This window comes from Eubacterium album (assembly GCF_025336545.1).
Taxonomy (GTDB): domain Bacteria; phylum Bacillota; class Clostridia; order Lachnospirales; family Lachnospiraceae; genus Eubacterium_U; species Eubacterium_U album.
Map to the genome: position 1 here is coordinate 393635 of NZ_JAODBU010000003.1, position 25075 is coordinate 418709.

General features: G+C 33.9%; 31 protein-coding genes. 28 read left to right on the forward strand and 3 right to left on the reverse strand.

Annotation, left to right across the window (positions count from 1 at the left end; translation table 11 throughout):
• Nucleotides 1–177 precede the first annotated feature (177 nt).
• From N5B56_RS04305 to N5B56_RS04355, 11 genes are all read left to right on the forward strand, one after another.
• Nucleotides 178–531: a DUF4234 domain-containing protein gene (locus N5B56_RS04305; RefSeq protein WP_022089856.1), complete on the forward strand. Its 354-nt coding sequence runs from the start codon at nt 178–180 to the stop codon at nt 529–531.
• Nucleotides 532–802: 271 nt separating this feature from the next.
• A complete protein-coding gene (gene rpsL, locus N5B56_RS04310; RefSeq protein ID WP_022089855.1) occupies nt 803–1222 on the forward strand; it encodes a 30S ribosomal protein S12 in 420 nt (139 codons plus the stop codon).
• 255 nt (nt 1223–1477) lie between these two features.
• Complete coding sequence (gene rpsG / locus N5B56_RS04315; protein ID WP_022089854.1) at nt 1478–1948, forward strand: 30S ribosomal protein S7; 471 nt, start codon at nt 1478–1480, stop codon at nt 1946–1948.
• Between the two features lie 113 nt (nt 1949–2061).
• Nucleotides 2062–4179 (forward strand): elongation factor G, encoded by a 2118-nt coding sequence (fusA, locus tag N5B56_RS04320; protein ID WP_117908880.1) that lies wholly within the window; start codon nt 2062–2064, stop codon nt 4177–4179.
• Nucleotides 4180–4317: 138 nt separating this feature from the next.
• Nucleotides 4318–5505 carry an elongation factor Tu gene (gene tuf / locus N5B56_RS04325; protein ID WP_117908882.1) on the forward strand — a complete coding sequence of 396 codons (1188 nt, stop codon included), beginning with the start codon at nt 4318–4320 and terminating at the stop codon, nt 5503–5505.
• 339 nt (nt 5506–5844) lie between these two features.
• Nucleotides 5845–6711 (forward strand): NAD-dependent epimerase/dehydratase family protein, encoded by an 867-nt coding sequence (locus tag N5B56_RS04330; protein ID WP_260978452.1) that lies wholly within the window; start codon nt 5845–5847, stop codon nt 6709–6711.
• A gap of 31 nt (nt 6712–6742) precedes the next feature.
• Complete coding sequence (locus tag N5B56_RS04335) at nt 6743–6982, forward strand: hypothetical protein (RefSeq protein WP_118565298.1); 240 nt, start codon at nt 6743–6745, stop codon at nt 6980–6982.
• A 109-nt stretch (nt 6983–7091) separates the two neighbouring features.
• The gene (locus N5B56_RS04340) at nt 7092–7244 is read left to right on the forward strand and encodes a hypothetical protein (protein WP_158574503.1); all 153 of its coding nucleotides are present in this window, start codon (nt 7092–7094) and stop codon (nt 7242–7244) included.
• 5 nt (nt 7245–7249) lie between these two features.
• Nucleotides 7250–7489, forward strand: coding sequence for a GNAT family N-acetyltransferase (locus tag N5B56_RS04345; protein WP_199663675.1), 240 nt, complete (start codon nt 7250–7252; stop codon nt 7487–7489).
• Nucleotides 7490–7536: 47 nt separating this feature from the next.
• Complete coding sequence (locus tag N5B56_RS04350) at nt 7537–8148, forward strand: HAD family hydrolase (protein WP_243053233.1); 612 nt, start codon at nt 7537–7539, stop codon at nt 8146–8148.
• 208 nt (nt 8149–8356) lie between these two features.
• Complete coding sequence (locus N5B56_RS04355) at nt 8357–8989, forward strand: helix-turn-helix transcriptional regulator (RefSeq protein WP_117908933.1); 633 nt, start codon at nt 8357–8359, stop codon at nt 8987–8989.
• 174 nt (nt 8990–9163) lie between these two features.
• Here N5B56_RS04355 and N5B56_RS13495 read toward each other — a convergent pair whose 3' ends face one another.
• Together N5B56_RS13495 and N5B56_RS04360 are read right to left on the reverse strand one after the other, a co-directional pair.
• The gene (locus N5B56_RS13495; RefSeq protein ID WP_363348547.1) at nt 9164–9271 is read right to left on the reverse strand and encodes an IS3 family transposase; all 108 of its coding nucleotides are present in this window, start codon (nt 9269–9271) and stop codon (nt 9164–9166) included.
• Nucleotides 9272–9447: 176 nt separating this feature from the next.
• Nucleotides 9448–10134: a helix-turn-helix domain-containing protein gene (locus tag N5B56_RS04360; protein ID WP_199663674.1), complete on the reverse strand. Its 687-nt coding sequence runs from the start codon at nt 10132–10134 to the stop codon at nt 9448–9450.
• Nucleotides 10135–10275: 141 nt separating this feature from the next.
• On the opposite strand from N5B56_RS04360, the gene N5B56_RS04365 reads away from it, so the two are divergent.
• The 10 genes from N5B56_RS04365 (at nt 10276) to N5B56_RS04410 (ending at nt 19903) form a co-directional block, all read left to right on the forward strand.
• Complete coding sequence (locus tag N5B56_RS04365; RefSeq protein WP_118565294.1) at nt 10276–10728, forward strand: hypothetical protein; 453 nt, start codon at nt 10276–10278, stop codon at nt 10726–10728.
• 199 nt (nt 10729–10927) lie between these two features.
• A complete protein-coding gene (locus N5B56_RS04370; protein ID WP_118565293.1) occupies nt 10928–11257 on the forward strand; it encodes a hypothetical protein in 330 nt (109 codons plus the stop codon).
• A gap of 111 nt (nt 11258–11368) precedes the next feature.
• Nucleotides 11369–11842 (forward strand): hypothetical protein, encoded by a 474-nt coding sequence (locus tag N5B56_RS04375; protein ID WP_118565292.1) that lies wholly within the window; start codon nt 11369–11371, stop codon nt 11840–11842.
• A gap of 9 nt (nt 11843–11851) precedes the next feature.
• Nucleotides 11852–12733: a hypothetical protein gene (locus tag N5B56_RS04380; protein ID WP_118565291.1), complete on the forward strand. Its 882-nt coding sequence runs from the start codon at nt 11852–11854 to the stop codon at nt 12731–12733.
• A gap of 9 nt (nt 12734–12742) precedes the next feature.
• Entirely contained in the window at nt 12743–14035 is a 1293-nt protein-coding gene (locus N5B56_RS04385; RefSeq protein WP_118565290.1) for a DNA cytosine methyltransferase, read from the forward strand.
• Between the two features lie 22 nt (nt 14036–14057).
• A complete protein-coding gene (locus tag N5B56_RS04390) occupies nt 14058–15302 on the forward strand; it encodes a DUF262 domain-containing protein (protein WP_118565289.1) in 1245 nt (414 codons plus the stop codon).
• The gene (locus tag N5B56_RS04395; protein ID WP_118565288.1) at nt 15295–16356 is read left to right on the forward strand and encodes a HEPN domain-containing protein; all 1062 of its coding nucleotides are present in this window, start codon (nt 15295–15297) and stop codon (nt 16354–16356) included. Before N5B56_RS04390 ends, N5B56_RS04395 begins: the two co-directional genes overlap by 8 nt.
• 824 nt (nt 16357–17180) lie before the next feature.
• Nucleotides 17181–18194, forward strand: a complete 1014-nt coding sequence (locus tag N5B56_RS04400) for a virulence RhuM family protein (protein ID WP_118565287.1) — start codon at nt 17181–17183, stop codon at nt 18192–18194.
• A 456-nt stretch (nt 18195–18650) separates the two neighbouring features.
• Nucleotides 18651–19127, forward strand: coding sequence for a DNA-deoxyinosine glycosylase (locus tag N5B56_RS04405; protein WP_118565286.1), 477 nt, complete (start codon nt 18651–18653; stop codon nt 19125–19127).
• A gap of 125 nt (nt 19128–19252) precedes the next feature.
• Nucleotides 19253–19903: a 4'-phosphopantetheinyl transferase family protein gene (locus N5B56_RS04410; RefSeq protein WP_118565285.1), complete on the forward strand. Its 651-nt coding sequence runs from the start codon at nt 19253–19255 to the stop codon at nt 19901–19903.
• A gap of 161 nt (nt 19904–20064) precedes the next feature.
• Here N5B56_RS04410 and N5B56_RS04415 read toward each other — a convergent pair whose 3' ends face one another.
• Complete coding sequence (locus tag N5B56_RS04415) at nt 20065–20925, reverse strand: class I SAM-dependent methyltransferase (RefSeq protein ID WP_022088587.1); 861 nt, start codon at nt 20923–20925, stop codon at nt 20065–20067.
• Between the two features lie 504 nt (nt 20926–21429).
• On the opposite strand from N5B56_RS04415, the gene rpsJ reads away from it, so the two are divergent.
• The 7 genes from rpsJ to rplV all read left to right on the forward strand — a co-directional run bounded on the left by rpsJ (nt 21430) and on the right by rplV (nt 25067).
• Complete coding sequence (gene rpsJ, locus N5B56_RS04420; RefSeq protein ID WP_022088586.1) at nt 21430–21744, forward strand: 30S ribosomal protein S10; 315 nt, start codon at nt 21430–21432, stop codon at nt 21742–21744.
• Nucleotides 21745–21877: 133 nt separating this feature from the next.
• Complete coding sequence (rplC, locus tag N5B56_RS04425) at nt 21878–22513, forward strand: 50S ribosomal protein L3 (RefSeq protein ID WP_022088585.1); 636 nt, start codon at nt 21878–21880, stop codon at nt 22511–22513.
• A 23-nt stretch (nt 22514–22536) separates the two neighbouring features.
• A complete protein-coding gene (gene rplD, locus N5B56_RS04430) occupies nt 22537–23157 on the forward strand; it encodes a 50S ribosomal protein L4 (RefSeq protein WP_117908982.1) in 621 nt (206 codons plus the stop codon).
• Complete coding sequence (gene rplW, locus N5B56_RS04435; RefSeq protein WP_022088583.1) at nt 23157–23456, forward strand: 50S ribosomal protein L23; 300 nt, start codon at nt 23157–23159, stop codon at nt 23454–23456. Before rplD ends, rplW begins: the two co-directional genes overlap by 1 nt.
• A 60-nt stretch (nt 23457–23516) precedes the next feature.
• The gene (gene rplB, locus N5B56_RS04440; RefSeq protein WP_022088582.1) at nt 23517–24359 is read left to right on the forward strand and encodes a 50S ribosomal protein L2; all 843 of its coding nucleotides are present in this window, start codon (nt 23517–23519) and stop codon (nt 24357–24359) included.
• 14 nt (nt 24360–24373) lie between these two features.
• On the forward strand, nt 24374–24649 hold the full coding sequence (rpsS, locus tag N5B56_RS04445) for a 30S ribosomal protein S19 (protein WP_022088581.1): 276 nt from the start codon (nt 24374–24376) through the stop codon (nt 24647–24649).
• A 31-nt stretch (nt 24650–24680) separates the two neighbouring features.
• Nucleotides 24681–25067 carry a 50S ribosomal protein L22 gene (gene rplV, locus N5B56_RS04450; RefSeq protein ID WP_022088580.1) on the forward strand — a complete coding sequence of 129 codons (387 nt, stop codon included), beginning with the start codon at nt 24681–24683 and terminating at the stop codon, nt 25065–25067.
• The last annotated feature ends 8 nt before the right edge of the window (nt 25068–25075 follow it).

Consider the following 25075-nt stretch of genomic DNA (forward strand, 5'->3'; position numbering starts at 1 on the left):
AGAGAGATAAAAAGTAATAAAACAGGGCCAAATTTATATGCGTTTATAAAATGCAATAAATTTGGCCCTAAAATATAATAGGCATAATTTGTAAATAGATGTTTCAAATGGTATATATGTGTGTTATACTAAATGAGTGAATTTATTTACCAAAAAAGAGAAAAGGAGGAGAAAGGTATGATTCAGAGAAGAAGTATTGCAATGTGCATAATTCTTTCACTCGTAACATGCGGGATTTACGGAATATATTGGTTTGTTGTTTTAACAGACGATGCGAACACATTATTGCCGGATAACAAAGGATTGAACAATACATCAGGAGGTGTAGCATTCTTGCTTTCACTCGTAACATGTGGAATATATGGTCTTTATTGGGCTTATAAGCAGGGTGAAAAGATTGACGAAGCAAAAACAGCAAGAGGAATTATGTCAAGTAACTCAGGAATTATTTATTTGTTATTGACTATTTTTGGATTCGGAATTATTGCAGAAGCTTTAATGCAGAATGAATTAAACAGCATGGCGTTTTAATAATAAATTAAATAGTATGGTGTTTAAAAATGAATTAAATAACATGACATTTAATTTATAAAAAGTTACAATGTATGAAAATATCGAAAGAAATTAACAATTTTTACATTTTTATAAAGAAAAGTATCGAAAATTAATTTTTTAAATGATATGTTGACAAAAAAATATAACACATATATAATGGCATAGTATGCGAACAGGCATATTATGCCTTTTTGCTACAAATAAATGTGATTTACACATAATTCTAATAACAGGAGGTGAAAAAAGGATGCCTACATTTAACCAGTTAGTAAGAAAAGGACGTCAGACTTCAGTTAAGAAGTCAACTGCTCCAGCATTATTAAAGAGCTATAACTCTTTAAACAAGAAGATGAATGATACAGCTTCTCCACAGAAACGTGGTGTTTGTACAGCAGTTAAGACAGCTACACCTAAGAAGCCTAACTCAGCTCTTAGAAAGATTGCCAGAGTACGTCTTTCAAATGGTATTGAAGTAACAAGCTACATTCCAGGTGAAGGTCATAATCTTCAGGAACATAGCGTTGTACTTATCCGTGGTGGTAGAGTAAAAGATTTACCAGGTACAAGATACCATATCATCAGAGGTACACTTGATACAGCAGGTGTTGCTAAGAGACGTCAGGCCCGTTCTAAATACGGCGCTAAGAGACCAAAAGACGCTAAGTAGGAAAGGCTTTTATAAGCCAATCACAGGTTGAATGATTTTAGTGCCGGTTATTAGAATTATTACAGGGCAGAGTTTGACACGAAAGTTAAACTTTGCGGTGTTAGAAATAGAGTCTAAAGCCGTGCGCAAGGACACAACTTATGTGAGTACCGAAGATCTAATCGCAGGAGACTCACAAGTGAGGAAACCTGCAAAATCTAAATTTGTGAATATTTTAGGCAAATTTAGGAAAAATTGATTAAGGAGGGAAGTAACATGCCACGTAAAGGACATACTCAGAAAAGAGAAGTATTAGCAGATCCAATGTATAATAACGTAGTAGTTACAAAGCTTATCAACAACATTATGTTAGATGGTAAGAAAGGCGTAGCTCAGAAGATCGTATACGGAGCTTTTGATAGAGTTGCAAACCAGACTGGTAAAGATGCAATCGAAGTTTTCGAAGAAGCTATGAACAACATCATGCCAGCACTTGAAGTTAAAGCAAGACGTATCGGTGGTGCAACATACCAGGTTCCTATTGAAGTTAGACCTGAAAGAAGACAGGCTTTAGGACTTCGTTGGATTACATTGTATTCTCGTCAGAGAAGTGAAAAGACAATGGAAGAAAGATTAGCTAACGAAATCATGGATGCTGCAAACAATACAGGTTCTTCAGTAAAGAAGAAAGAAGATATGCATAAGATGGCTGAAGCAAACAAAGCATTTGCTCACTATCGTTTCTAATAAAACTGTAAGTGTTACAAGACAGGTTGCATAGCAATAACTGTTTTGTAACAAATATACAGTTTTAATTTTAAATTCATGCAAATGAACAATAAATTAAGGAGGAAAAAACCTTGGCTGGAAGAGAATATCCACTAGATAGAACAAGAAACATTGGTATTATGGCTCATATCGATGCCGGTAAGACTACATTAACAGAACGTATCTTATATTATACTGGTGTAAATTATAAAATTGGTGAGACTCATGATGGCGCTTCCACAATGGACTGGATGGAACAGGAACAGGAAAGAGGTATCACAATTACTTCAGCTGCTACAACATGCCACTGGACATTAGAAGATCATCACAAACCAAAAAAAGGTGCGTTAGAACATCGTATCAACATTATTGATACTCCCGGACACGTTGACTTTACAGTAGAAGTTGAGCGTTCACTTCGTGTATTAGATGGTGCTGTAGGTGTATTTGATGCTAAGGCAGGTGTTGAACCACAGTCAGAAAACGTATGGCGTCAGGCTGACACATACAATGTACCTCGTATGGCATTCATCAACAAGATGGATAAAATGGGTGCAGATTTCTTTTATTCAGTTCAGACAATCATTGATCGTTTGGGCAAGAATGCAATCCCAGTTCAGATTCCAATTGGTAAAGAAGACGATTTCGCCGGATTAATCGATTTATTTGAAATGGAAGCATATTACTATAAAGATGATAAGGGTGAAGATATCGAAATCACAACAATCCCTGATGACTTAAAGGATCTTGCTAATGAATGGCATGACAACCTTGTTGAAAAGATTTGTGAATTAGATGATGACCTTACATTAATGTATCTTGAAGGTGAAGAACCATCAATCGAAGAAATGAAGAAGGTACTTAGAAGGGCTACAATCGCTTGTGAAGCAGTTCCTGTATATTGTGGATCAGCTTACAAGAACAAAGGTGTACAGAAGATGTTAGACGGTGTTATCGAATACATGCCAGCTCCAACAGATATCCCTGATATCACAGGTGTTGATGAAGATGGTAACGAAGTAGTACGTCATTCATCAGATGATGAACCTTTTGCAGCTTTAGCATTCAAGATTATGACTGACCCATTCGTAGGTAAGTTAGCATTCTTCAGAGTTTACTCTGGTACAATGAACTCAGGTTCATATGTATTAAATGCTACAAAGGGTAAGAAAGAGCGTGTTGGACGTATCGTACAGATGCATGCTAACAAGCGTACAGAAATAGATAAAGTATATTCAGGAGATATTGCAGCTGCTGTAGGTTTCAAGTTGACTACAACAGGTGATACAATCTGTGATGAACAGCATCCTGTAATTCTTGAATCAATGGAATTCCCAGAACCAGTTATCGAGCTCGCAATTGAGCCTAAGACAAAGAATGACCAGGGTAAGATGGGTGAAGCTTTAGCTAAATTAGCTGAAGAAGATCCTACATTCCGTGCTCACACAGATCGTGAAACAGGTCAGACAATCATCGCTGGTATGGGTGAACTTCACTTAGACGTAATCGTAGATCGTCTTCTTCGTGAATTTAAGGTAGAAGCTAACGTTGGTGCACCTCAGGTTGCATACAAGGAAACATTTACTAAGGCAGTTGACGTTGATAGCAAGTATGCTAAGCAGTCAGGTGGTCGTGGTCAGTATGGTCACTGTAAAGTTAAGTTTGAGCCAATGGATCCAAACGGTGAAGAACAGTTTAAGTTTGAATCTACAGTAGTTGGTGGTAACATTCCTAAGGAATATATCCCGGCTGTTGGAGAAGGTATCGAAGAAGCTGCACAGTCAGGTATCATCGCAGGATTCCCAGTACTTGGTGTACATGCTACAGTATATGATGGATCATACCATGAAGTCGATTCTTCAGAAATGGCATTCCACATTGCAGGTTCTATGGCATTCAAGGATGCTATGGCTAAGGCAGATCCTGTATTGCTTGAGCCTATCATGAAGGTTGAAGTAACAATGCCTGAAGAATACATGGGTGATGTTATCGGAAGCTTGAATTCAAAGCGTGGACAGATTGAAGGTATGGATGACATCGGTGGCGGTAAGATCGTAAGAGCTTTCGTTCCATTGTCAGAAATGTTTGGTTACTCAACAGAACTTCGTTCTACAACTCAGGGTCGTGGAAACTACTCAATGTTCTTTGAAAGATATCAGGCAGCTCCAAAGTCTGTTCAGGAAAAAGTTGCTTCATCAAGAGCAAAATAATATATTGATTTAGATTATTAATTTAACTTAAAGGCTTGAAAATATTCCCATTATAAAATATAATGGGAACTAAGCCTATGTAAAGACGACCATTAGGTCAGTTATTAAAATATTTTATTATTAGGAGGATTATCAAAAATGGCAAAAGCTAAGTTTGAAAGAAACAAACCACATTGTAATATTGGTACAATCGGACACGTAGATCATGGTAAAACAACATTAACAGCTGCTATTACTAAAGTTCTTTCTGAAAGAGTTGAAGGTAACGAAGCTACAGATTTCGAAAATATCGACAAAGCTCCAGAAGAAAGAGAAAGAGGTATCACAATCTCTACAGCTCACGTTGAATATGAAACAAAGAAGAGACATTACGCTCACGTTGACTGTCCAGGACATGCTGACTATGTAAAGAACATGATCACTGGTGCTGCTCAGATGGATGGTGCTATCCTTGTTGTAGCTGCAACTGACGGTGTTATGGCTCAGACAAAGGAACATATCTTACTTTCACGTCAGGTTGGTGTTCCTAAAATCGTTGTTTTCTTAAACAAATGCGATATGGTAGACGATGATGAATTACTTGAATTAGTAGAAATGGACGTTACAGAAATCCTTGAAGAATATGGATTCGACGGAACTCCAATCATCAAAGGTTCAGCTCTTAAGGCTCTTGAAGATCCATCATCAGAATGGGGCGACAAGATCATGGAACTTATGGACACAATTGATGATTACTTCCCAGATCCACAGAGAGATACAGATAAGCCATTCTTAATGCCAGTAGAAGACGTATTCACAATCACAGGTCGTGGTACTGTTGCTACAGGTAGAGTAGAACGTGGTGTTCTTCATATGAACGATGAAGTTGAAATCGTTGGTGTTAAGGAAGAAATCCAGAAGACAGTTGTAACTGGTATCGAAATGTTCAGAAAGCTTCTTGATGAAGCTCAGGCTGGTGATAACATTGGTGCTCTTTTAAGAGGTATCAACAGAGACCAGATCGAAAGAGGACAGGTTCTTGCTAAACCAGGTTCAGTAACATGCCATAAGAAATTTACAGCTCAGGTTTACGTATTAACAAAAGATGAAGGTGGACGTCATACTCCTTTCTTCAACAACTACAGACCACAGTTCTACTTCAGAACAACTGACGTAACTGGTGTTTGTGAACTTCCAGCTGGTACAGAAATGTGCATGCCTGGTGACAACGTAGAAATGACAATCGAACTTATCCACCCAATCGCTATGGAACAGGGTCTTGGATTCGCTATCCGTGAAGGTGGTAGAACAGTAGGTTCAGGTAAGGTTGCTACAATTGTTGAATAATTAACGTTATCAATGAATAGAGCGCAAGCTCACTATAAATAAAGAAAACCACGGTCGTGTTTACACGAAACCGTGGTTTTCCTTTGTTTATAGGGCTCGCAGGCATTCTATGAATGCCGCGAGCTTATTGATTACGGAGTAATCAATAAGATATGCTTGTGTGAATGATGGGCATTCCCGAAATTTTCGGGGATGCCTTTTCTACGTCATAGAGAGAAATGAGGAGTTAATGGCGTCAAAATGGCGTCACGAGAGGAAATGTATGGTTTTATTCTTGGGAGAATGGTATAATTTTAGGGGAAGATTTGATTGATAAATATGAGTTTGTGGAGAAAAAGGATGAAAATATTAGTAATAGGTGGTACTAGATTTTTTGGAATACATATGGTAAATGAACTTTTAGAAAAGGGGCATGATGTTACTATTGCCACAAGGGGAATATCTTCTGATGAATATGGTGACAAGGTAAAGAGGATTATCCTTGAAAGGACAAATGAAGAAAGTGTAAAAGAAGCATTATCCGGCACGCATTATGACATTGTTATTGATAAAATTGCCTATTGTTCGAATGATATAAAGTATGTGATGGAAGCTGTAGATTGTGATAAATATATGCATATGTCCAGTACATCTGTATATGAACCTAAACATATGAATACGATGGAATCTGATTTTGATGGAATATCAAAAGAGCTTATTTGGTGTGACAGATTTGCTTTTCCGTATGAACAAATAAAACGGCAAGCGGAGTATGCTTTGTGGCAAAAATACTCTAGTCGCAATTGGATTGCGGTAAGATATCCTTTTGCAATAGGCAAAGATGATTATACGAAAAGATTATTATTCTATGTCGAACATGTAATGAAGTCTATTCCTATGAATATAGATAATTTGGACTATCAGATGGGCTTTATAAGTTCCGATGAAGCAGGGAAATTTATGGCTTTTCTGGTTGATAAAGAGGTCAAAGGAGCAATTAATGGAAGTGCTGAAGGAACTATTTCTATAAGAGAGATAATTGATTATGTTGAAAAGAAAACAGGTTCCAAAGCAATTATTGACAAAGGAGGGGAAAACGCTCCATATAACGGAGAACCGGAATATAGTATAAATACCGAAAAAGCACAAGCGTTGGGATTTCAGTTTTCGGTACTTCATGATTGGATATATGAACTTTTAGATTATTATATTGAAGTTACCAAATAAAAATTGATAAAACTGAAAAAGGAGATTGACTATGAAAAATTATAATCAAGTTTATGTAAAAAATAGTTTTGATGCAGCAAAAATTTATTGCAAGGCATTTGGAGCAGAGATTACTAGAGCATTTATAAACAAGAACAACACTGCTTATGAACATCGCGAGTTGAAAAAGGGTGTGGTAATGTGTGGCGATTGCCTAGACATGGAAAAATGTCAGATGGTTGGAATGATTATCTCAAATAACCCCGATGCTCTAAAAAATCTGAGGGGATAGACTACATATCAGTTTGTCGAACTGATAAAAAATTTATTTATGTGAAAAGTGTAAGCGGTGGATGGCAAGTGTAAAAAGTAAGCAATGATTTCATTGAAAGAGGAGTTAGATGGTTAATTATTATTTAAATAAGAAAATGGATGCGATGCAACTGAGCGAACTGCGTAAATTTGTTGGGTGGAATACAATGGAAAGTTCTTTAAATAATCCAAAATTACAGTGTTTTCTTTCTGTGAGTGCTTATGGGGTGACAGACTGGTAGGATATGTGGAAGTCGTATCTAATGGGGTTACTGATGCCTACATACAGGATTTGATGGTTCATCCGGAAATGCAAAATCAAGGGTTCGGAACACAGATGATGAGTATGGTAATCAAAGAGATTAGAGAACGAAATATTTATATGCTTTCAGTAATATACGGAGAAGAAAAACTAAAGGAGTACTATGAGAGATTTGGATTTTTCTCAATGCTTTGTGGACAAATGCAGTTGAGGGATGAGGAGTGAAGGGATATACTGCTTAAAATATCTATATCTCGAAAGGAAGTAAGAAAATGATTAAATGGATATTTTTTGACTTAGGATCAACTTTGATAGATGAAAGTGAATGTGCAGAATATAGAACACAAGAATTGCTAAAGCAACCTAACGCACCAAAGAGAGAGACGTTAGAACATCGCATGATAGAGCTTGCTTCACAAAATCGGTTGCCGTATAAAGATGCTGCTAAAGAATTTGGATTGGAAACGATAAAATGGCCAAAGCATTTAGAAAAAGTATATAAAGGTGTTCCTGAGCTGCTTGAAAAGTTGAGAGACAAATATCATTTAGGTATCATTGCTAACCAAAGTATGGGAACAGAACAGCGTATTATACAATATGGTATTCGCCAATATTTTGATATTATCATATCTTCAGCCGAAGTTGGAATATCTAAGCCTAATCTAGAAATATTTCAGATGGCGTTAGATAAATCAGGGTGTATTCCAGAAGAGACTTATATGATTGGAGATAGACTAGATAATGATATCGAACCAGCATCACAAATTGGAATGCATACAATATGGGTGAAACAAGGCTCTTTTGCTTATGGAAACTTAGAGCTGATACAATATCAGCCTGAACATATAGTAAATAATATTACAGAGATATTGGAACATTTATAGTTTTCGCATCAGTGATTCTATATGATGAAACGAAACATCATTAAAATTAGAATTTGTAGGTGGATCTTTGTGACAACAGGAATTATGATATGTAGTTTGATTTTTTTAGCATATATGGATGCGGTTGAGTTTAGGACAACTACTGCGTTATTGAATTCGCAAATGCACATGATATGATTTTACTATAATGAATCATCAGGAGGTTGCTATGTTATATTTACCAGAAAACTTAAAGAAATACCGTATATTAAAAAATCTTACGCAAGAGGATGTTGCAGAGTATTTGGGGATTACCCCGCAAAGCGTTTCGAAATGGGAACGTGGCGAGTCTTATCCAGATATTACACTTTTGCCGGCACTAGCAAATATATTTGAAACAAGTATTGATTTGTTGGTGGGGATGGATACGATTCGTGCGGAAACAACACGGTACAACATTCATAAAAAAGCTGTTGATTATCAGCGAAAAGGAGATTATGATTCTGCAGAAAAAACTTATCGGGATGCATTACTGATTTATCCCAATAAACCAGGGATGATTCTTGGACTAGCAAGTACATTAGCATTAAAGGGTAATACAGATGAAGCTATCGAATTAATGGAAAGAGGATTGCCTATATCAATTAATGAGAAACAGAAAGCCACTATGCGTGCAACCCTATGTTTCTTATATTTGAAAGCAGGATGCGAGGATAAAGCTAATAGACTTGCATCTGAACTTCCTCATACAAGAGAAAGTCGTGAAGTGATTCAACCACTAATCCAACAAAGTTTGTCTGAAAGTGAAATAAACGAAAATATAAAAAATATCTTGCTTGGTGATGGAAAAGGTATTTGGTGAAAAAAGTTCGTTTCAGATTATAGTGATATTTTAGATAATAAAGACAACTTCAAGTTTTCCGGATTAATGTATGTTATATCTATAGCAAGATGAAATTAGAATAAAATCAGGTAAAATAAACCTTGAGATTCTGTAGTGGTCAAGCATTTTTGTAACACTTTGTTCGATAAATACCTATCTGTAATGAGCTTCCATTGGTGTTAAATAATCATTGTACGAATGAGGACGAACATAATTATACCAATTGATATATTTCATGGTAAGTTCATCCATCATCTCCACACTTGAAAATTAGGTTACATTATAAAAATTGCTTTTAAAAGTGTTATAAAATCTTTCCATTGGAGCATTATCATAAGGACAACCGACCTTACTCATGCTCTTGGTTACATTATTATCTTTACAGAAATTCACAAAATCCCATGAGGTAAACTGTACTCCCTGATATGAATGCAGAATCACTTTAGGATAGTTTTCTTTTTTAGTGCTGTTTTAAGTGTGTTTATTGCTAAGTCCGTATTGATGTAATCACTGTTTAACGAAGCAACAGCCGACCTGTCAAATAAATCAATTATTGAACAGTTGTATCTGAATTTTCCATTTGGCTGACGCATATATGTAAAATCAGTGCACCATACTTTATTTTTGCAGTCGACAGTAAAATTTTGGTTTAAGAGATTGTCAAAGATTTTATTCTTTTTCCCAGCCTTGTATCCCGGTTTGGAATGCATGATTACGGCACATAAATTTAATTCTTTATTCATGTATTTATGCATGGTGGTATTGCTTAATTCATAGCCATAACGTTTGATGAAAATGCGCATAGCCCTATATCCTATAACACGATTATTGTTATAGTACACATATTTTATAAGTTCAAAAATGTGTTCCAAACGTTTGTGATATTCACGCTTGGCATCTTTTTTGTTAAGAAGTTGATTTAATCTTCGTATTTCCTTTGCGTCATTAGACTCGGATGTTGTATTGGTGGTATAAAGGCATTCTTCCCTGTATTCGTTAGCCCACTTGTTAACGGAACTTTTTGCAACATTGAATTCAACAGCAAGTTGATGTATTGATTTGTCGCCTGCCATATAGGCTTTAACTACTTCTTTTTTGAAGTCTTCGCTGCAACGTATTGACATAATGATGTCCTCCTTGTTTGAGTAATATTATAATATATTATTCGAATGAGGTGTTACAAATTTAGTTTACCACTACAAATCCTTAAAAAGACTGCTGAAAAACAAATCGCAGATAAGAAGCTGGAGGAAACATATAAAGAAATGAAAGAAGCTGATGTCGTGGCACAATGGGGAATAAAGGACATAAAGGAATTTGAAAATAAAGTAGCAAAAGGTCCGGAAGAGCCTAAAGGACTGATTAGTGCAAAATCTTACAGAGAAAAGATTGTTATACCGTTTCTTGCAGGTTTAAACAGAATATTTAAAAGAATAGTAAAAATGGCAAAAAGCTGCTTTGCGGAATCCATAGAACTAAAAAAGAAGCTGGAGCAGATGGATGCAGATAGGAAAACGTTGATAAGAGATAATGATGAACTTAAATGGTCTAAAGAATATCTGGAACAGGAACTTGATGAAAAGAATGAAAGGATTTATGAATTGGAAGAATCAGAGTTTATGCTTGGATTTTTTAGACGATTTGTTAAGGATGAAGACTATGAAAAGATTGTGGAGATGGGGAAGGAGGAAAGGGAAAATAACAAGTTTATACGTTAGAGATAAGAGAGTTTAATTATAATATATGTCTTTAATGTGAATACGCTTATAATAGAATTATATTTATTTAGGGGGAGTGTTATGATAAAATGTAAATGTGTTTAGAGTAAGATTATTAAGGCAATAAACAGAATGAAATCTTCAATTAATTAAAGCAAGAAGATGTATAAATTTAATATAAGATTGAAGGAGAAAAAATATGTTAGTAAAAAAAATATGTGTTGTAATAGTGGCTGTAATAGCTATTATTTTATTAATTATTGAATATATTAATCGTACTAGAAAAATGAAGAAATATGATTTAGAAAAATTATATAGATGTAAAGATATGGGAGAAGCTTTATTGAATTTTTTTAGTAGTTTATATATTCCGGCTGTGTTTTATATATTTTCATATAAGTGGAATTCAGGTAATGAATACATAAGGGGAATAATAATTGTTATTTTATTTAGTCTTTTAGTTGAGCTTAATATGAGAATATATATGTATAAAAAGAAAATAAGATATAAAGAAAAGTATGATAGGTAATTATAAAACGGTGTGTTAGTTAGTTTTAAAACAGAACTTGTGTTCGAATGCACTATGTAATATAATTATAACTAATGCAGTTGTATTTCAAAAGGAGTATAAATTTACATTATGAGAACAATGTTATTAAGCTTTAAACCTAAATGGTACAACTTAATTAAGGATGGAAGTAAGATATTTGAATATAGGAGAATATTTCCAGATGAGGAAATAATGGCTTATATGTATGTGAGTAGCCCAATGAAACAAATTGTTGGGAAGATTCATTTAGGGCGAAAGATCGATATAAATACATGGAAGGAAAAGTATAAAGATGACAGTGAAATTTGTAAAAGAATAGACGAGTATTTAATTAGACATAAATATGCAATGCCGGTGTTGTCTTTTCAAATGACTAAGGAGATTGAATTAAGAACTTTACAAGAATTTGATTCAAAATTTGTATGTCCGCAAATGTATTATTATTTAGAAAATTATCCCAAATTGTTTGAATTTATTAAGAAAAATGCTATAGAAATAGGAGAATTAAAGGTAAATTCGTTTGAAGAAATAGATAGAGATGATATATGCAGGAAGAAATATTAGGAGGTTTGTATGGGAGATTTTGGCGATGCAGAAAGAAGAATATTATCATTTATGGTAGAAGGAACCGAATTTGAGTTTGAAGATAGAAAATATGTAGTTGAATTATCAGGAAAACCAACGTGTCATAAAGGAGAGCCGAAGACAGATATTTATGTTTTGGCAAAATCATCATTAGATGAAAAAGAAATAAAAATATCATATAAAAAAGAAAATGCAGATTTTATAGAAAATAAAATGAGCGCTGAAAGAGCAGAGCAATTATTTGGAAAAAATTGGGCAAAGATTATTGAAGATTCAACCACATCTATTATGAATAGATTTGAAGAGAGAATGTTAATATACAAAAACAAATTTAAAAGAACCGAAAAAGGTGCAATAACACTAGGATGGAAATTTGAATTATTAAATAAAATTAGTGGTGATTTGTCTGGAAAAATGAAGTTAACAGAGAATCAAGTAATTGATGTTTATGCAGGGAGTAATTTAGCAGAAGACAAAAGAGATGCTATGGTTAATGGAAAAGTAATCAAGAATAGTGGTGTTGCAAATTATTTATTAATGGATGAGAACATTAATTCGGTACAGGATATAATCGATAAGATGATTCCTATAAAGGATTATGTAAAAATGCATCCTGATATTTATTTTGCTTGCAAAGCACTTAATTATAGATCATTTGCAAAAAAATGGGATGGTAATAGACCACTTTCTGTACAAGTAAATTGGAGTGCTAAACATAATAAATTAATTCCTGAGTTAAGTTTTGACCATCCTTTAACTGTTAAAGGAAATGAGGTTGCGAATAGATTAATACACTATATGAAAACGTTGAATATAGAAAATACAGATGATATTGATGAAGACAATGCAGGAACAGATAGAATAAGTTGAGGAGAAGACATGGCTGTTATTTTAGAAGAGCGTGGTAGAGGTAAATTTAAGCCTGCACCAGAGTATAATGTAAATGAAGTTAGAGAATTACTTAATAAGAAAATAGAAGAAGAGAGAGAAGCATTTGAAAATTGCAGTGAAGAAATTGAATTTGACAAACTTAGCTATGATTCTAAAAAGTGGAATTTAGTATCATTATTTTCAGGATGTGGAGGATTAGATTTAGGATTTGAACTAGCAGGATTACAAGCAGTGATGGGTAAAACTGTAATGGAAGAAGCGTTTAGAGACAAAAGAGTTTTTGATGAAAATATTGATAACAATGTCTTTAATACAATATATGTAAATGATATCTTTGACGAAGCGAGACAAACCTATGCTCAAAATGCTGGAAAATATATTTATATGGATAAAAGTGATATAAGAAAAATTAAAGAATTTCCAAAAGCGGACATTGTTCTGGGCGGATTTCCTTGCCCTGGATTTTCAGAAGCGGGTCCACGATTAGTGGATGATAAAAGAAATTTCTTATACCTTCATTTTATTCGCTGTTTGATGCAAAGTAAACCTAAAATATTTGTTGCCGAAAATGTTAAAGGAATGATGACTCTAGGAAAAGGAGAAGTATTTAAACAGATTGTTCAGGACTTTGCAGCAGCAGGGTATAAAATTTATCATAAACTTCTTAATTCAGCAGAATATGGAGTACCACAAATTAGAGAACGAGTAATTTTGGTTGGAGTAAGAAATGACATAGATTTTGAATATGTTCATCCAAAGCCAACCCATGGATATGGGGTTAATGGATTAGAAGAAGTTGTGACTTTACATGATGCAATTGGTGATTTAGAGGAAAATCCGGGAGAATATTTTGTTGGCTCATACTCAACTATTTTTATGTCGCGTAATCGAAAAAAATTATGGAGTCAGCCAAGTTTTACTATTCAGGCATCAGGACGACAGGCGCCTATACATCCGGGTGGAGAACCTATGGTAAAGGTAGGTAAGGACAAATATATATTTAGTGATGGAGAAGAGAATAATAGAAGATTGTCAGTTAAGGAAATTGCAAGAATTCAAACATTTCCAGATTGGTATGAGTTTAGTAGAGGTACAAGCAACAGAAATGCAAATTCAAAGCTTGATTTAGTTTATAAGCAGATAGGAAATGCTGTACCGGTAAGGTTGGCATTGGCAGTAGCAGAACCAATAGCAGAATTTACAAAAGAACAGTTGGAAAAGAAAGAAAAAGAATGCGCAGTTGTTCGTAATGTTGGAGAAGACAAACGAATGATGGCATAAATTGAGTTTACAAGGAGAAAATATGAATATTGAGTTATTAGATTTTGAAAAAGAAAATTTTGAAGGGAAAGAAAATAAAAAGGTTATGTTGTCTGAGGAAGAAATTAATGAAAAATATGAAATTGGAGAGGCAAGAATTGTTACAGAACAAGGAGCTATTAAATTACCGCTAGTAAAAGATGTTTTTACAAACGGTAAATATGACAGAAAACCGATATATCAAAGACGAATTACTTGGGATAATAAAAAGCGCTCTCGTCTTATCGAATCATTTATAATGAATATTCCAGTGCCACCTATATTCATATATGAAGTAGAGTATGGTAAATATGAGGTGATGGATGGTCTTCAGCGTATTTCGGCAATTATGGATTTTTATGATAATGAATATGCATTAGAAGGTTTAACGGAATGGCCAGAATTAAACACAAAAAAATATAGTGAATTACCTAAAAAAATAAAAGAAGGTATTGACAGACGACAAATATCAGTAGTGTCATTACTAAAAGAATCAGCTAAATCTCAAGAACAAGAGCAAAGAATGAAAAGGATGGTATTTGAAAGACTAAATACCGGTGGAGTTAAATTAGAAGATCAAGAGATAAGAAATGCACTATATAATGGTGAATTTAATAAATTGTGCAAGGAACTTTCGACAAATACAACATTTCGAAAATTGTGGGGAATACCGGTAAGTGTTGATGAAGATAATAATACTAAAGAACTATATCAATTAGATACAGTAGATTCATTGGATGTGGCGGATGAACTCGCTTTAAATAACTTATATATGAGAATGTATGATGTTGAATTAGTATTAAGGTTTTTTGCGATGAGACATGTTAATGAATATTCAGGGCAATTATCTGATTTTTTAGACAAGTGCATGATTTTTGGAAACACTATTTTAGAAGAAAATTCAGATAGAGGAGATGTGCTAAAAGAATTATTTATAAATACGATTGAAATAGCAAATAAAATGTTTGGAGATAAAGCTTTTTGTCAATACAAAGAAATTAGAAATCAATTTAAATGGTCAAAACCACAGAAGATGATTTATGATTCACTTATGTTGGCATTAACAAAATATGATATAAATAGTGTACCAAATAACAATAAACTAATTACACAATATATGGAAAAAGCATATAAACAAAACGAAGAAATGTTTAACGGGAAAAAACAATCAAAAACCGATATATTAAATAGAGCCGACTTTTTCGAAAAAATTGTTCAGAATATATTAGAAGGAAATATGGATGAATAGAATTAACATAAGTAAGGATGAGTATTTAAACAATTTAAAAGATATACGAAATTATATTACATGTATGGAAGAACAACATTCATTAATAGACAATTTTGATAGGGAAAATTTAGATGTGAATATTATAAAACAAAGATTTACAAAAGTGATGAGCACCCCAGTGGTTTATAATGCTGTAATCATAAGTTTGTATGGGTGCTTTGAAAACTATATTGATAAAATTGCTGATTCATTATTAGATTTTTGGGTGGAAAAAGCAGACAGGTATGTCAATTTAGCAAATGAAATTAAGCAAAAACATATAAAGAAAAGTGGAGAGTTTTTGGTGAATTCAAATAGGTTTAAAAATTTTGAAATTAATGAACTAGAGGTAATTAAAAATTTATATTCGTGTTTTGAAGAAGAAAAATTTTCACTTAATAAAGAACTTTTGTTAACGCATAGTGGCAATTTAGGAATAGATCAACTAATAGAGTTGTTTAATGATTTGGGAATAAAAAACTCTAAAGCAAAAATCTTGGGAAAAAAGAAGTTTGTCGAGTATATAAAAAATAAAAATGAATTCTCAGATGAAAAAGCAAAAGAGTACATTAACAAGAAAAAAGGTGGAGATGTTAATAGACTGTTTGAAGAATTAACACAATTAGTTGAACAACGAAATAAAGTTGCACATGGCTGGTGCGTAGATACCAGGCTATCAAATAGTGTGTTGGTCGAACAAATAATACCATTTATGGAAATGATGGGACAAGTTATTTGCGACATATTCGAGGAAGAATTAATCATAATTCTACAAACGTGCGGCTTATTAAATGAAATCGATATGATTATCGATGTGTACAATAATAATATATTATGTATTAATAGTAAAAAATCAAGATTAAAAGTAGGGGAGTATATTTTTGCGTATACGGGGAAGGATTACAATAGATTTAAAATATTGAATATTCAGCATAATGAAAAAGATATACAGAAAGTTGAAGAAGATAATATAGATGTTGGAATTTTTGTTGATGGATATATTAAAAAAAATTGGAAATATTACTATACATAATACATAACTTTGAATAAGTAAGGTGAAAATATTATTTTAATCCACTGTTGAATTTGTGCAGTCGTCAAACTGTCGTCATTTTTCTCTGCAAATAGAAATAATGACAGCACAGGCAACCAAAACAAGTAGGAAATACAACGAAAACTAAATAGAAAACACTAAGCAATGATGAGATAATTTCGTGAAGGTGGTAGAACAGTAGGTTCAGGTAAGGTAGCTACAATTGTTGAATAATTAACGTTATCAATGAATAGAGCGCAAGCTCACTATAAATAAAGAAAACCACGGTCGTGTTTACACGAAACCGTGGTTTTCCTTTATTTATGGGGCTCGTAAGCATTCTATGAATGCCGCGAGCTTATTGATTGCGTAGCAATCAATAAGAGAGGTTGATGCGGAATAGTAGGCATTCCCGAAATTTTCGGGGATGCCTAAATATTTTGTTTTCAACACTACTTAATTTTTACCCAACCATATTGAACCTAAGCGACACTATATAATTGAAAAACAAAAAAGTGCACGTTTGTTTATCATAGGAGGTTAATAGTGAATAAGGCGGATGCAGACAGATTAATAATTAAATATCAGCCGAAGGTTTTGGGATTTGCAATGTCCAAAGTTAGAAATATATCAGATGCAGAAGAATTGATTAGAGAATAAGCAACGATCAACTATAATCTTGAATTTGGTAAACAATCATGTTAATATAATCATACAATGTAAGTGTAACAAGTGTTGCACATGTGGGCTGGTCGAAAGACCCAGGTCCAACCTGATCGGCGGGGAGGCTCCCCGCCATTTATTGTATTAGAGGAGTTTGACAAATGAAAGAATTTCCATTTTTACTTTATAAAACAGAAAAGGAAGATATTTACATTAATGCTTTAATTAAAGATGATTCAATTTGGTTGACGCAGAAAGCAATGGCGGAATTGTTTGGAATAGATAAATCAGGCATTAGTCGTCATCTTGCGAATATTTTTGAAACAGGTGAATTGGATGAAGAAGTGGTTGTTGCAAAAATTGCAACAACCACTCAACATGGAGCAATAGAGGGAAAAACCCAATCTAATTCTACTAATTTTTATAATTTAGATGCAATCATTTCCGTAGGCTACAGAGTGAATTCTATTCGAGCTACTCATTTTCGTATTTGGGCAACAAACGTTTTAAAGGAGTATATGACAAAAGGATTTGTGCTGGATGATGAACGATTAAAACAGGGAAAGACTGCATTTGGTAAAGATTATTTTAAAGAATTACTCGAAAGAGTTCGTTCTATTCGTGCGAGCGAAAGAAGAATCTGGCAACAGATTACGGATGTTTTTGCTGAGTGTAGCATTGATTATGATAAAAATGCGGAGATTACACATCAGTTTTATGCAATGGTGCAGAATAAATTCCATTATGCAATTTCGGGACAGACAGCAGCAGAAATTGTTTATTATAGTGCAGACCATATAAAGGATCATATGGGGCTTACTACATGGAAGAATGCTCCTGATGGTCGGGTATTGAAATCAGATGTAACTATTGCAAAAAACTATTTGGATGAAAAGCAAATTCGTAGTTTGGAGCGTGCGGTGACAGGTTATTTTGACTACATAGAAGATTTGATTGAACGTGAAAATACATTTACGATGGAAGAATTCGCGGCAAGCATAAATGAATTTTTGGCATTTAGAAGGTATGAGATTTTACCTGATAGGGGAAAGATTTCGAGAAAGATGGCAAATGATAAGGCTGAACAGGAATACCAGATTTTTAATAGAACTCAAGTTATTGAATCGGATTTTGACAGGGAAGTGAAGAAGATGATTCAAAAGAATGATGATTGAAAAGAAACTATGTCATTTTAATTGTGGCGGTTAGCGTAGTTTTGTTATATACTAAAGGTGTCGTCAAAGTGTCGTCAAATTTTTCGAAAACTAAAAATAGTGACGATATAAGATATAGAAAAAGCCTATAAACAGGCGATTTGATAAGTCGAAAATTAAGAAAAAAAGTCAATAAGCTCCGTGAATGATGGGCATTCCCGAAATTTTCGGGGATGCCTAAATATTTTGGATAATTAGATTAGTATCATTAAATTAAAGTCGGTAATTTATCCACTAACAGAGGGCAAGTTCCCAAGATTTTTTTATTTTCATTCATTTTATTGCTCCTATAATTTATAATATTAATTGTATATATAGAAATAAAAAATATATACACGCAAATCGGGGATAGCAATGATTGACAAAACATTTTATGCTATAATAAATGATAATTAAAATAAAAAGAAAGAAGACATTATGATTACACATCCAATTGAACCAATATATAATCAAAAATCAAAAATTTTAATATTAGGTAGCTTTCCATCTGTTAAATCCAGAGAAGAAGGATTCTTTTATGGACATCCACAGAATAGATTTTGGAAAGTATTAGCTGCCATATTTAATGAAAATATACCACAAACAATTCAGGAGAAAAAAGAATTTTTGCTTAATAATAAAGTGGCAGTGTGGGATGTAATTCATTCATGTGAAATTACAGGGTCTTCAGATAGTAGCATTAAAAATGTTGAAGTGAATGATTTGACAAGAATATTAAATACAGCAGATATAAAACAGATATTTGTTAATGGAAAGAAAGCGTATTCACTTTATAACAAATATATGAAACAGATAGTGATGAAAGAAGCAATATGCCTTCCATCCACAAGCCCTGCAAATGCTGCATGGAATATAGACAGACTTGTTGAAGCATGGAAAATTATAAATGAGTGATTAAATAAGAAATATATATAGCAATAATTAGAATAGAAAGATAGCAAAATATAATTTATAAAATAATTAGAATTTGAACAAAACAATAATAAACATATAACTTGCAAAAGGGAGTAAATAATTTTATGAAAATATATTACTATAATGTAGAAAAATTATCTGATAAATCAGTATATTCAAAATATTATGAAATGATGGATGAAGATAGGAAAAATAAAATAGATAGAATAAATCAGGAAGATAAAAAAATGCAAAGTCTTGCAGCTGGAATTCTTATACAGCATATAAGAAAAACTGAAAAAGAAGACAGTAAGATATTAATTGACAAATATAACAAGCCTTCATTTGAAGATGGTAAAATTAAATTTAACATATCACATTCAAATAAGTATGCAGTAGCTGCTGTTTCTGCTTATGAAATAGGAATAGATACTGAAGATGTTAAAAGAAAGAATAAGTTTACTATGAAAGAAAGAAGGATTGTTAATACCTGCTTTGCTCCTAAAGAACAAAAATACATTTATGATATAGGAACAGAACAGGGAAAACTACAGAGATTTTTTAGGGTGTGGACTATAAAAGAAGCTTATGTAAAAATGGAAGGGACAGGAATAATAAGACCATTTTATACATTTGAAGTGGATTTCGAAGAGGAAAGGCCAAAAATTATTGCAGACAAAGAGATGATGATAACTGAAATGAAAATTGGAATAAGCAATTTAGTGTCAGTATGTCATAACATAAATGATAGTGAATATACGATAGAGGAATTATAAAATAATAGAAAATATAAAAATAAATGGCAACTAGATGGGTAATTCTTTACTGGTTATAATAGATATTAAACATAAATATATTATAGTAGGAAAATAATAAAGAATAGAAAAAAGTTGAAGTAAAGATTGTTGTAATCCTAACTTCAACTTCTTTGATAAAATTATTTACACCAACGACCAGAGGCTCCACAAGGAAGAACCAGACCATTGCCGCTTACAGGAACTCCAATTTCATCTGAAATAACAGTTCCGCCGAATTTTGATTTAACTTCAGTTGATAACATATATGTTAAAACTGAAGGCGCAAGACCTGTAGTATATGAATTAATTAAGTAAAATAATGGATCGTCAGACAAGACTTCCGTACATAATTTTACAAAATCATAAATGGAATCTTCTATTTTCCAAATTTCACCACCAGGACCACGGCCGTAAGAAGGTGGATCCATTATGATTGCATCGTATTTGTTGCCACGACGTATTTCTCTTTTTACAAATTTAGTGCAATCATCAACTAACCAACGAATAGGTGCGTCTTTTAATCCGGAAGAAACAGCATTTTCCTTTGCCCATGTTACCATGCCTTTAGAAGCATCAACGTGAGTGACAGAAGCACCCGCATTAGCAGCAGCTAAAGTTGCACCACCGGTATAAGCAAATAAATTTAATACTTTAATTGGTCGACCGGCATTTTTAATTTTTTCAGAACACCAATCCCAATTTGTTGCCTGTTCAGGAAATAAACCTGTATGTTTGAAACTAAATGGTTTAAGGTTGAATGTTAATTCTTTATAATTAATAGACCATTGTTCCGGTAAATCAAAGAAATCCCATTGACCACCGCCTTTTTTACTTCTATAATAATGCCCATTTAATTTATTCCAACGTTTATCTTTCTTTGGAGTATGCCAAATGACCTGAGGATCAGGTCTAACTAATATGTAATCACCCCAACGCTCTAGTTTTTCGCCGTCTGAAGTATCAATTACTTCATAATCTTTCCAATTGTTAGCAATCCACATAATTAATATAAAATCCTATCTTTAAAAATTTTAATCATTGTATTATAATGACCAATGGTTATATATTACAATTTGAGAAAATAAAAGTCAATAAAAGCAGAAAACTACCTATTATATATAGAAGAAAGAAATTAAAGAGTAAATTATGAGATTTAAATTTAAAAATGAATTTTGAAATGATAGTGTAGAAAAAGTATTGATAAATAGCCAAATTAGGTAAAATAAAATTTTTTGAAAAAATGGTTGCAATTTATATTTTCATGTTGTATACTAACTCATGCTGTGACATTGATAGCGTTGAAACGAGAGGTTGCTACAGTAATGTAGGTTTTCCGCGGAGCGAATGTCAAGTTAGGAAACTGGCGACAAGTCACTGTACTAAAAACGAGTCCACCATAGAAGTGGAAACACGTGGGTAAGTTGTGAATAATCACAAAACACACGGAAAGGTTGTACAGTCACCGCTTGTCGTGCTAATAGTACGAAAAGGAGGCGGCTTTTTTTATGGCACAAGTAATGAGAATCACATTAAAGGCTTATGATCACAAATTAATCGATCAGTCAGCTGCAAAAATTGTTGAAACTGCAAAGAGTTCAGGAGCAGAAGTTAGTGGCCCTGTACCACTCCCAACAAAGAAGGAAGTAATCACAATTCTTAGAGCTGTACATAAGTACAAAGACTCAAGAGAACAGTTTGAACAGAGAACTCATAAGAGACTCATTGATATTGTTACACCAACACAGAAAGCAGTAGATGCTTTGGCAAGATTAGAAATGCCAGCAGGTGTATATATCGACATTAAGATGAAGAATAAATAATTCATCGCAATTTACTTATTTTAATAGGTAAAAAACGAAATAGTGAATTATCCTTGAAGGTTTAAATAGATTGAACTGTTCTAGGATGATCGCGGTGGCGCGATCCGCTGTAGATTAACAGGAGGTAATTAATATGAAGAAAGCTATTTTAGCTACAAAGGTTGGAATGACTCAGATTTTCAACGAAGATGGAAGTTTAGTACCAGTAACCGTTCTTCAGGCTGGACCATGTGTAGTAACACAGGTTAAGACAGTAGAAAATGATGGATACAGTGCTGTACAGGTTGGATTCGGTGAAAAGAGAGAAAAGTTAGTCAACAAGCCAATGAAAGGTATGTTTGACAAAGCTGGAGTTCCTTACAAGAGATTTGTAAGAGAATTTAAGTTTGAAAATGCTGAAGAGTATTCAGTGAAAGACGAAATCAAGGCAGACATCTTTACTGCTGGAGACAAAGTTGACGCATCAGCAATTGCAAAGGGAAAAGGATTCCAGGGTGCAATTAAGAGACATGGTCAGTCAAGAGGACCTATGGCTCACGGTTCTAAGTATCATAGACATGCCGGATCAAACGGTGCATGTTCAAGCCCAAGCAAGGTGTTTAAAGGAAAGAAAATGCCAGGTCATATGGGTGCTAAGAAGGTAACAACACAGAACCTTGAAATTGTTAGAGTTGATGCAGAAAACAACTTAATCCTAGTAAAGGGCGCTGTACCAGGACCTAAGAAAGCTTTAGTAACTATTAAAGAAACATGTAAGTCTGGTAAGTAGATTTTGGAAGGAGGAACACGCAGATGGCAAAAGTATCTGTTTTAAATATGGAAGGTAAACAGGTTGATGAAATCGAATTAAACGATGCCGTATTTGGTGTAGAAGTTAAAGAAAACTTAGTGCATCAGGCAGTATTGAGTCAGCTTGCTAATAACCGTCAAGGAACACAGAAAGCTAAAACTCGTTCAGAAGTTAGCGGTGGCGGAAGAAAGCCTTGGAGACAGAAGGGAACTGGTCATGCAAGACAAGGTTCTACAAGAGCTCCACAGTGGACAGGCGGCGGAGTTGTATTCGCACCAGTTCCAAGAGATTATTCATTCAAGATGAATAAGAAAGAAAAAAGAGCAGCTCTTAAGTCAGTATTGACAGACAGAGTTAATGAAAATAAGTTTATCGTAGTTGACGACATTAAGTTTGAAGCACCTAAGACAAAAGATTTTGTAAAGATGATGAACAACTTAAATGTAAGTAAAGCATTGGTTGTATTAAAAGACAATGATGTAAATACTGTAATGTCAGCTAAGAACATCCCTACAGTAAAAACTGCTTTAACTAACACAATTAATGTTTATGACATTCTTAAATATGATGTTGTAGTTATCGATAAGGCAGCTGTAGCAACAATCGAGGAGGTGTATGCATAATGGCAGATATCAAATATTATGACGTAATCCTCTCTCCAGTAATTACTGAGAAGAGCATGAACGCTATGGCAGATAAGAAATATACATTCTACGTACACACAGATGCAACTAAGACTCAGGTTAAAGAAGCAGTTGAAAAAATGTTCGAAGGAACAAAGGTTGCTAAAGTTAACACAATGAACTTAGAAGGAAAGAATCGTAGAAGAGGAATGACAATTGGAAAGACAGCTAAGAAGAAGAAAGCTATCGTTCAGTTGACAGAAGACAGTGCAGATATTGAAATCTTCGCTGGTTTATAAAGATAATAAGTAAACGCAAGAAAAGCGTGATGACAAATTGAATTCGAAAGGAGAATAAAAATGGGAATTAAGACATTTAACCCATATACCCCTTCAAGAAGAGCTATGACTACTCTTGATAATGCAGAAATTACTAAAGCAACTCCTGAAAAATCTTTAGTAGTATCTCTCAAGAAAAATGCTGGTCGTAACAATCAGGGTAAAATTACAGTAAGACATCATGGTGGTGGTTCAAGAAGAAAATACAGAATCATCGACTTCAAGAGAAATAAAGTTGATATTCCTGCTACAGTTATTAGCATCGAATATGATCCAAATAGAACTGCAAACATCGCATTAATCAGTTATGCAGATGGTGAAAAGGCTTACATCCTTGCTCCTAACGGACTTAAGGTTGGAGCTACAGTTATGAACGGTGAAAATGCAGAAGTTAAAGTTGGTAACTGTTTACCACTTTCAGCTATCCCTGTAGGTACAGAAGTTCATAACATTGAATTATATCCAGGTAAGGGCGGACAGTTAGTTCGTGCAGCTGGAAATGCAGCACAGTTAATGGCTAAAGAAGGAAAGTATGCAACACTTAGACTTCCTTCAGGAGAAATGAGAATGGTTCCAGTTATTTGCCGTGCAACAGTTGGTACAGTAGGTAACATTGAACATGGTCTTGTAAATATCGGTAAAGCCGGACGTAAACGTAATATGGGTATTAGACCTACAGTTCGTGGTTCTGTTATGAACCCTAATGACCATCCACACGGTGGTGGTGAAGGACGTGCGCCAATCGGACGTTCTGGCCCATGTACACCTTGGGGTAAACCAGCACTTGGTTTGAAGACTCGTAAGAAAAATAAGAAGTCTAACAAGTTAATCATTAGAAGACGTGACGGAAAGAACATGAAATAAGGAGGTAGGAACTAATGGCTAGATCATTAAAAAAAGGCCCATTCGCGGATGAGAGCTTATTAAAGAAAGTCGAAGCTATGAACGCTTCAGGTGACAAGTCTGTTATTAAAACTTGGTCACGCCGTTCAACAATTTTTCCACAGATGGTTGGACATACAATCGCTGTTCATGACGGTAGAAAGCATGTGCCAGTATATGTAACTGAAGATATGGTTGGACATAAACTTGGTGAATTTGTTGCTACTAGAACTTATAGAGGACACGGTAAAGACGAAAAGAAGGGTAGATAATACCTGTAGATTTTGAAAGGAGGTCTCATCTATGGCTAAAGGACATAGATCCCAGATAAAGAGAGAAAGAAATGCTAATAAAGATACTAGACCATCAGCTAAGTTGTCTTACGCTAGAGTGTCAGTACAGAAGGCATGTTTCGTATTAGATGCGATCAGAGGAAAAGACGTAGAGTCAGCAATCGGTATTTTAACATACAACCCAAGATACGCATCAAGCGTTATATTAAAATTATTACAGTCAGCAATTGCAAATGCTGAAAACAACAACAATATGGATGTTAGCAAACTTTATATTGCTGAGTGTTACGCAGGTAGCGCTCCAACAATGAAGAGAATTAAACCTAGAGCACAGGGTAGAGCTTATAGAATCTTAAAGAGAAATAGCCACATTACAATCGTGCTCGATGAAAGATAGGAGGCAAA

Bases quoted from the DNA above. Each gene is read 5' to 3' on its own strand.
- N5B56_RS04410 (WP_118565285.1), top strand. From the start codon at position 19,253: ATGAAAATATATTACTATAATGTAGAAAAATTATCTGATAAATCAGTA.
- N5B56_RS04355 (WP_117908933.1), top strand. From the start codon at position 8,357: ATGTTATATTTACCAGAAAACTTAAAGAAATACCGTATATTAAAAAAT.
- rplV (WP_022088580.1), top strand. From the start codon at position 24,681: ATGGCTAAAGGACATAGATCCCAGATAAAGAGAGAAAGAAATGCTAAT.
- N5B56_RS04340 (WP_158574503.1), top strand. From the start codon at position 7,092: ATGGTTAATTATTATTTAAATAAGAAAATGGATGCGATGCAACTGAGC.
- rplC (WP_022088585.1), top strand. From the start codon at position 21,878: ATGAAGAAAGCTATTTTAGCTACAAAGGTTGGAATGACTCAGATTTTC.
- tuf (WP_117908882.1), top strand. From the start codon at position 4,318: ATGGCAAAAGCTAAGTTTGAAAGAAACAAACCACATTGTAATATTGGT.
- N5B56_RS04370 (WP_118565293.1), top strand. From the start codon at position 10,928: ATGTTAGTAAAAAAAATATGTGTTGTAATAGTGGCTGTAATAGCTATT.
- N5B56_RS04305 (WP_022089856.1), top strand. From the start codon at position 178: ATGATTCAGAGAAGAAGTATTGCAATGTGCATAATTCTTTCACTCGTA.
- rpsJ (WP_022088586.1), top strand. From the start codon at position 21,430: ATGGCACAAGTAATGAGAATCACATTAAAGGCTTATGATCACAAATTA.
- N5B56_RS04400 (WP_118565287.1), top strand. From the start codon at position 17,181: ATGAAAGAATTTCCATTTTTACTTTATAAAACAGAAAAGGAAGATATT.
- N5B56_RS04335 (WP_118565298.1), top strand. From the start codon at position 6,743: ATGAAAAATTATAATCAAGTTTATGTAAAAAATAGTTTTGATGCAGCA.
- N5B56_RS04330 (WP_260978452.1), top strand. From the start codon at position 5,845: ATGAAAATATTAGTAATAGGTGGTACTAGATTTTTTGGAATACATATG.
- N5B56_RS04350 (WP_243053233.1), top strand. From the start codon at position 7,537: ATGATTAAATGGATATTTTTTGACTTAGGATCAACTTTGATAGATGAA.
- N5B56_RS04380 (WP_118565291.1), top strand. From the start codon at position 11,852: ATGGGAGATTTTGGCGATGCAGAAAGAAGAATATTATCATTTATGGTA.
- rpsL (WP_022089855.1), top strand. From the start codon at position 803: ATGCCTACATTTAACCAGTTAGTAAGAAAAGGACGTCAGACTTCAGTT.
- N5B56_RS04385 (WP_118565290.1), top strand. From the start codon at position 12,743: ATGGCTGTTATTTTAGAAGAGCGTGGTAGAGGTAAATTTAAGCCTGCA.
- rplW (WP_022088583.1), top strand. From the start codon at position 23,157: ATGGCAGATATCAAATATTATGACGTAATCCTCTCTCCAGTAATTACT.
- rpsS (WP_022088581.1), top strand. From the start codon at position 24,374: ATGGCTAGATCATTAAAAAAAGGCCCATTCGCGGATGAGAGCTTATTA.
- N5B56_RS04405 (WP_118565286.1), top strand. From the start codon at position 18,651: ATGATTACACATCCAATTGAACCAATATATAATCAAAAATCAAAAATT.
- N5B56_RS04390 (WP_118565289.1), top strand. From the start codon at position 14,058: ATGAATATTGAGTTATTAGATTTTGAAAAAGAAAATTTTGAAGGGAAA.
- rplD (WP_117908982.1), top strand. From the start codon at position 22,537: ATGGCAAAAGTATCTGTTTTAAATATGGAAGGTAAACAGGTTGATGAA.
- N5B56_RS04365 (WP_118565294.1), top strand. From the start codon at position 10,276: ATGAAAGAAGCTGATGTCGTGGCACAATGGGGAATAAAGGACATAAAG.
- N5B56_RS04375 (WP_118565292.1), top strand. From the start codon at position 11,369: ATGAGAACAATGTTATTAAGCTTTAAACCTAAATGGTACAACTTAATT.
- N5B56_RS04395 (WP_118565288.1), top strand. From the start codon at position 15,295: ATGAATAGAATTAACATAAGTAAGGATGAGTATTTAAACAATTTAAAA.
- N5B56_RS04415 (WP_022088587.1), bottom strand. From the start codon at position 20,925: ATGTGGATTGCTAACAATTGGAAAGATTATGAAGTAATTGATACTTCA.
- rplB (WP_022088582.1), top strand. From the start codon at position 23,517: ATGGGAATTAAGACATTTAACCCATATACCCCTTCAAGAAGAGCTATG.
- N5B56_RS04360 (WP_199663674.1), bottom strand. From the start codon at position 10,134: ATGTCAATACGTTGCAGCGAAGACTTCAAAAAAGAAGTAGTTAAAGCC.
- rpsG (WP_022089854.1), top strand. From the start codon at position 1,478: ATGCCACGTAAAGGACATACTCAGAAAAGAGAAGTATTAGCAGATCCA.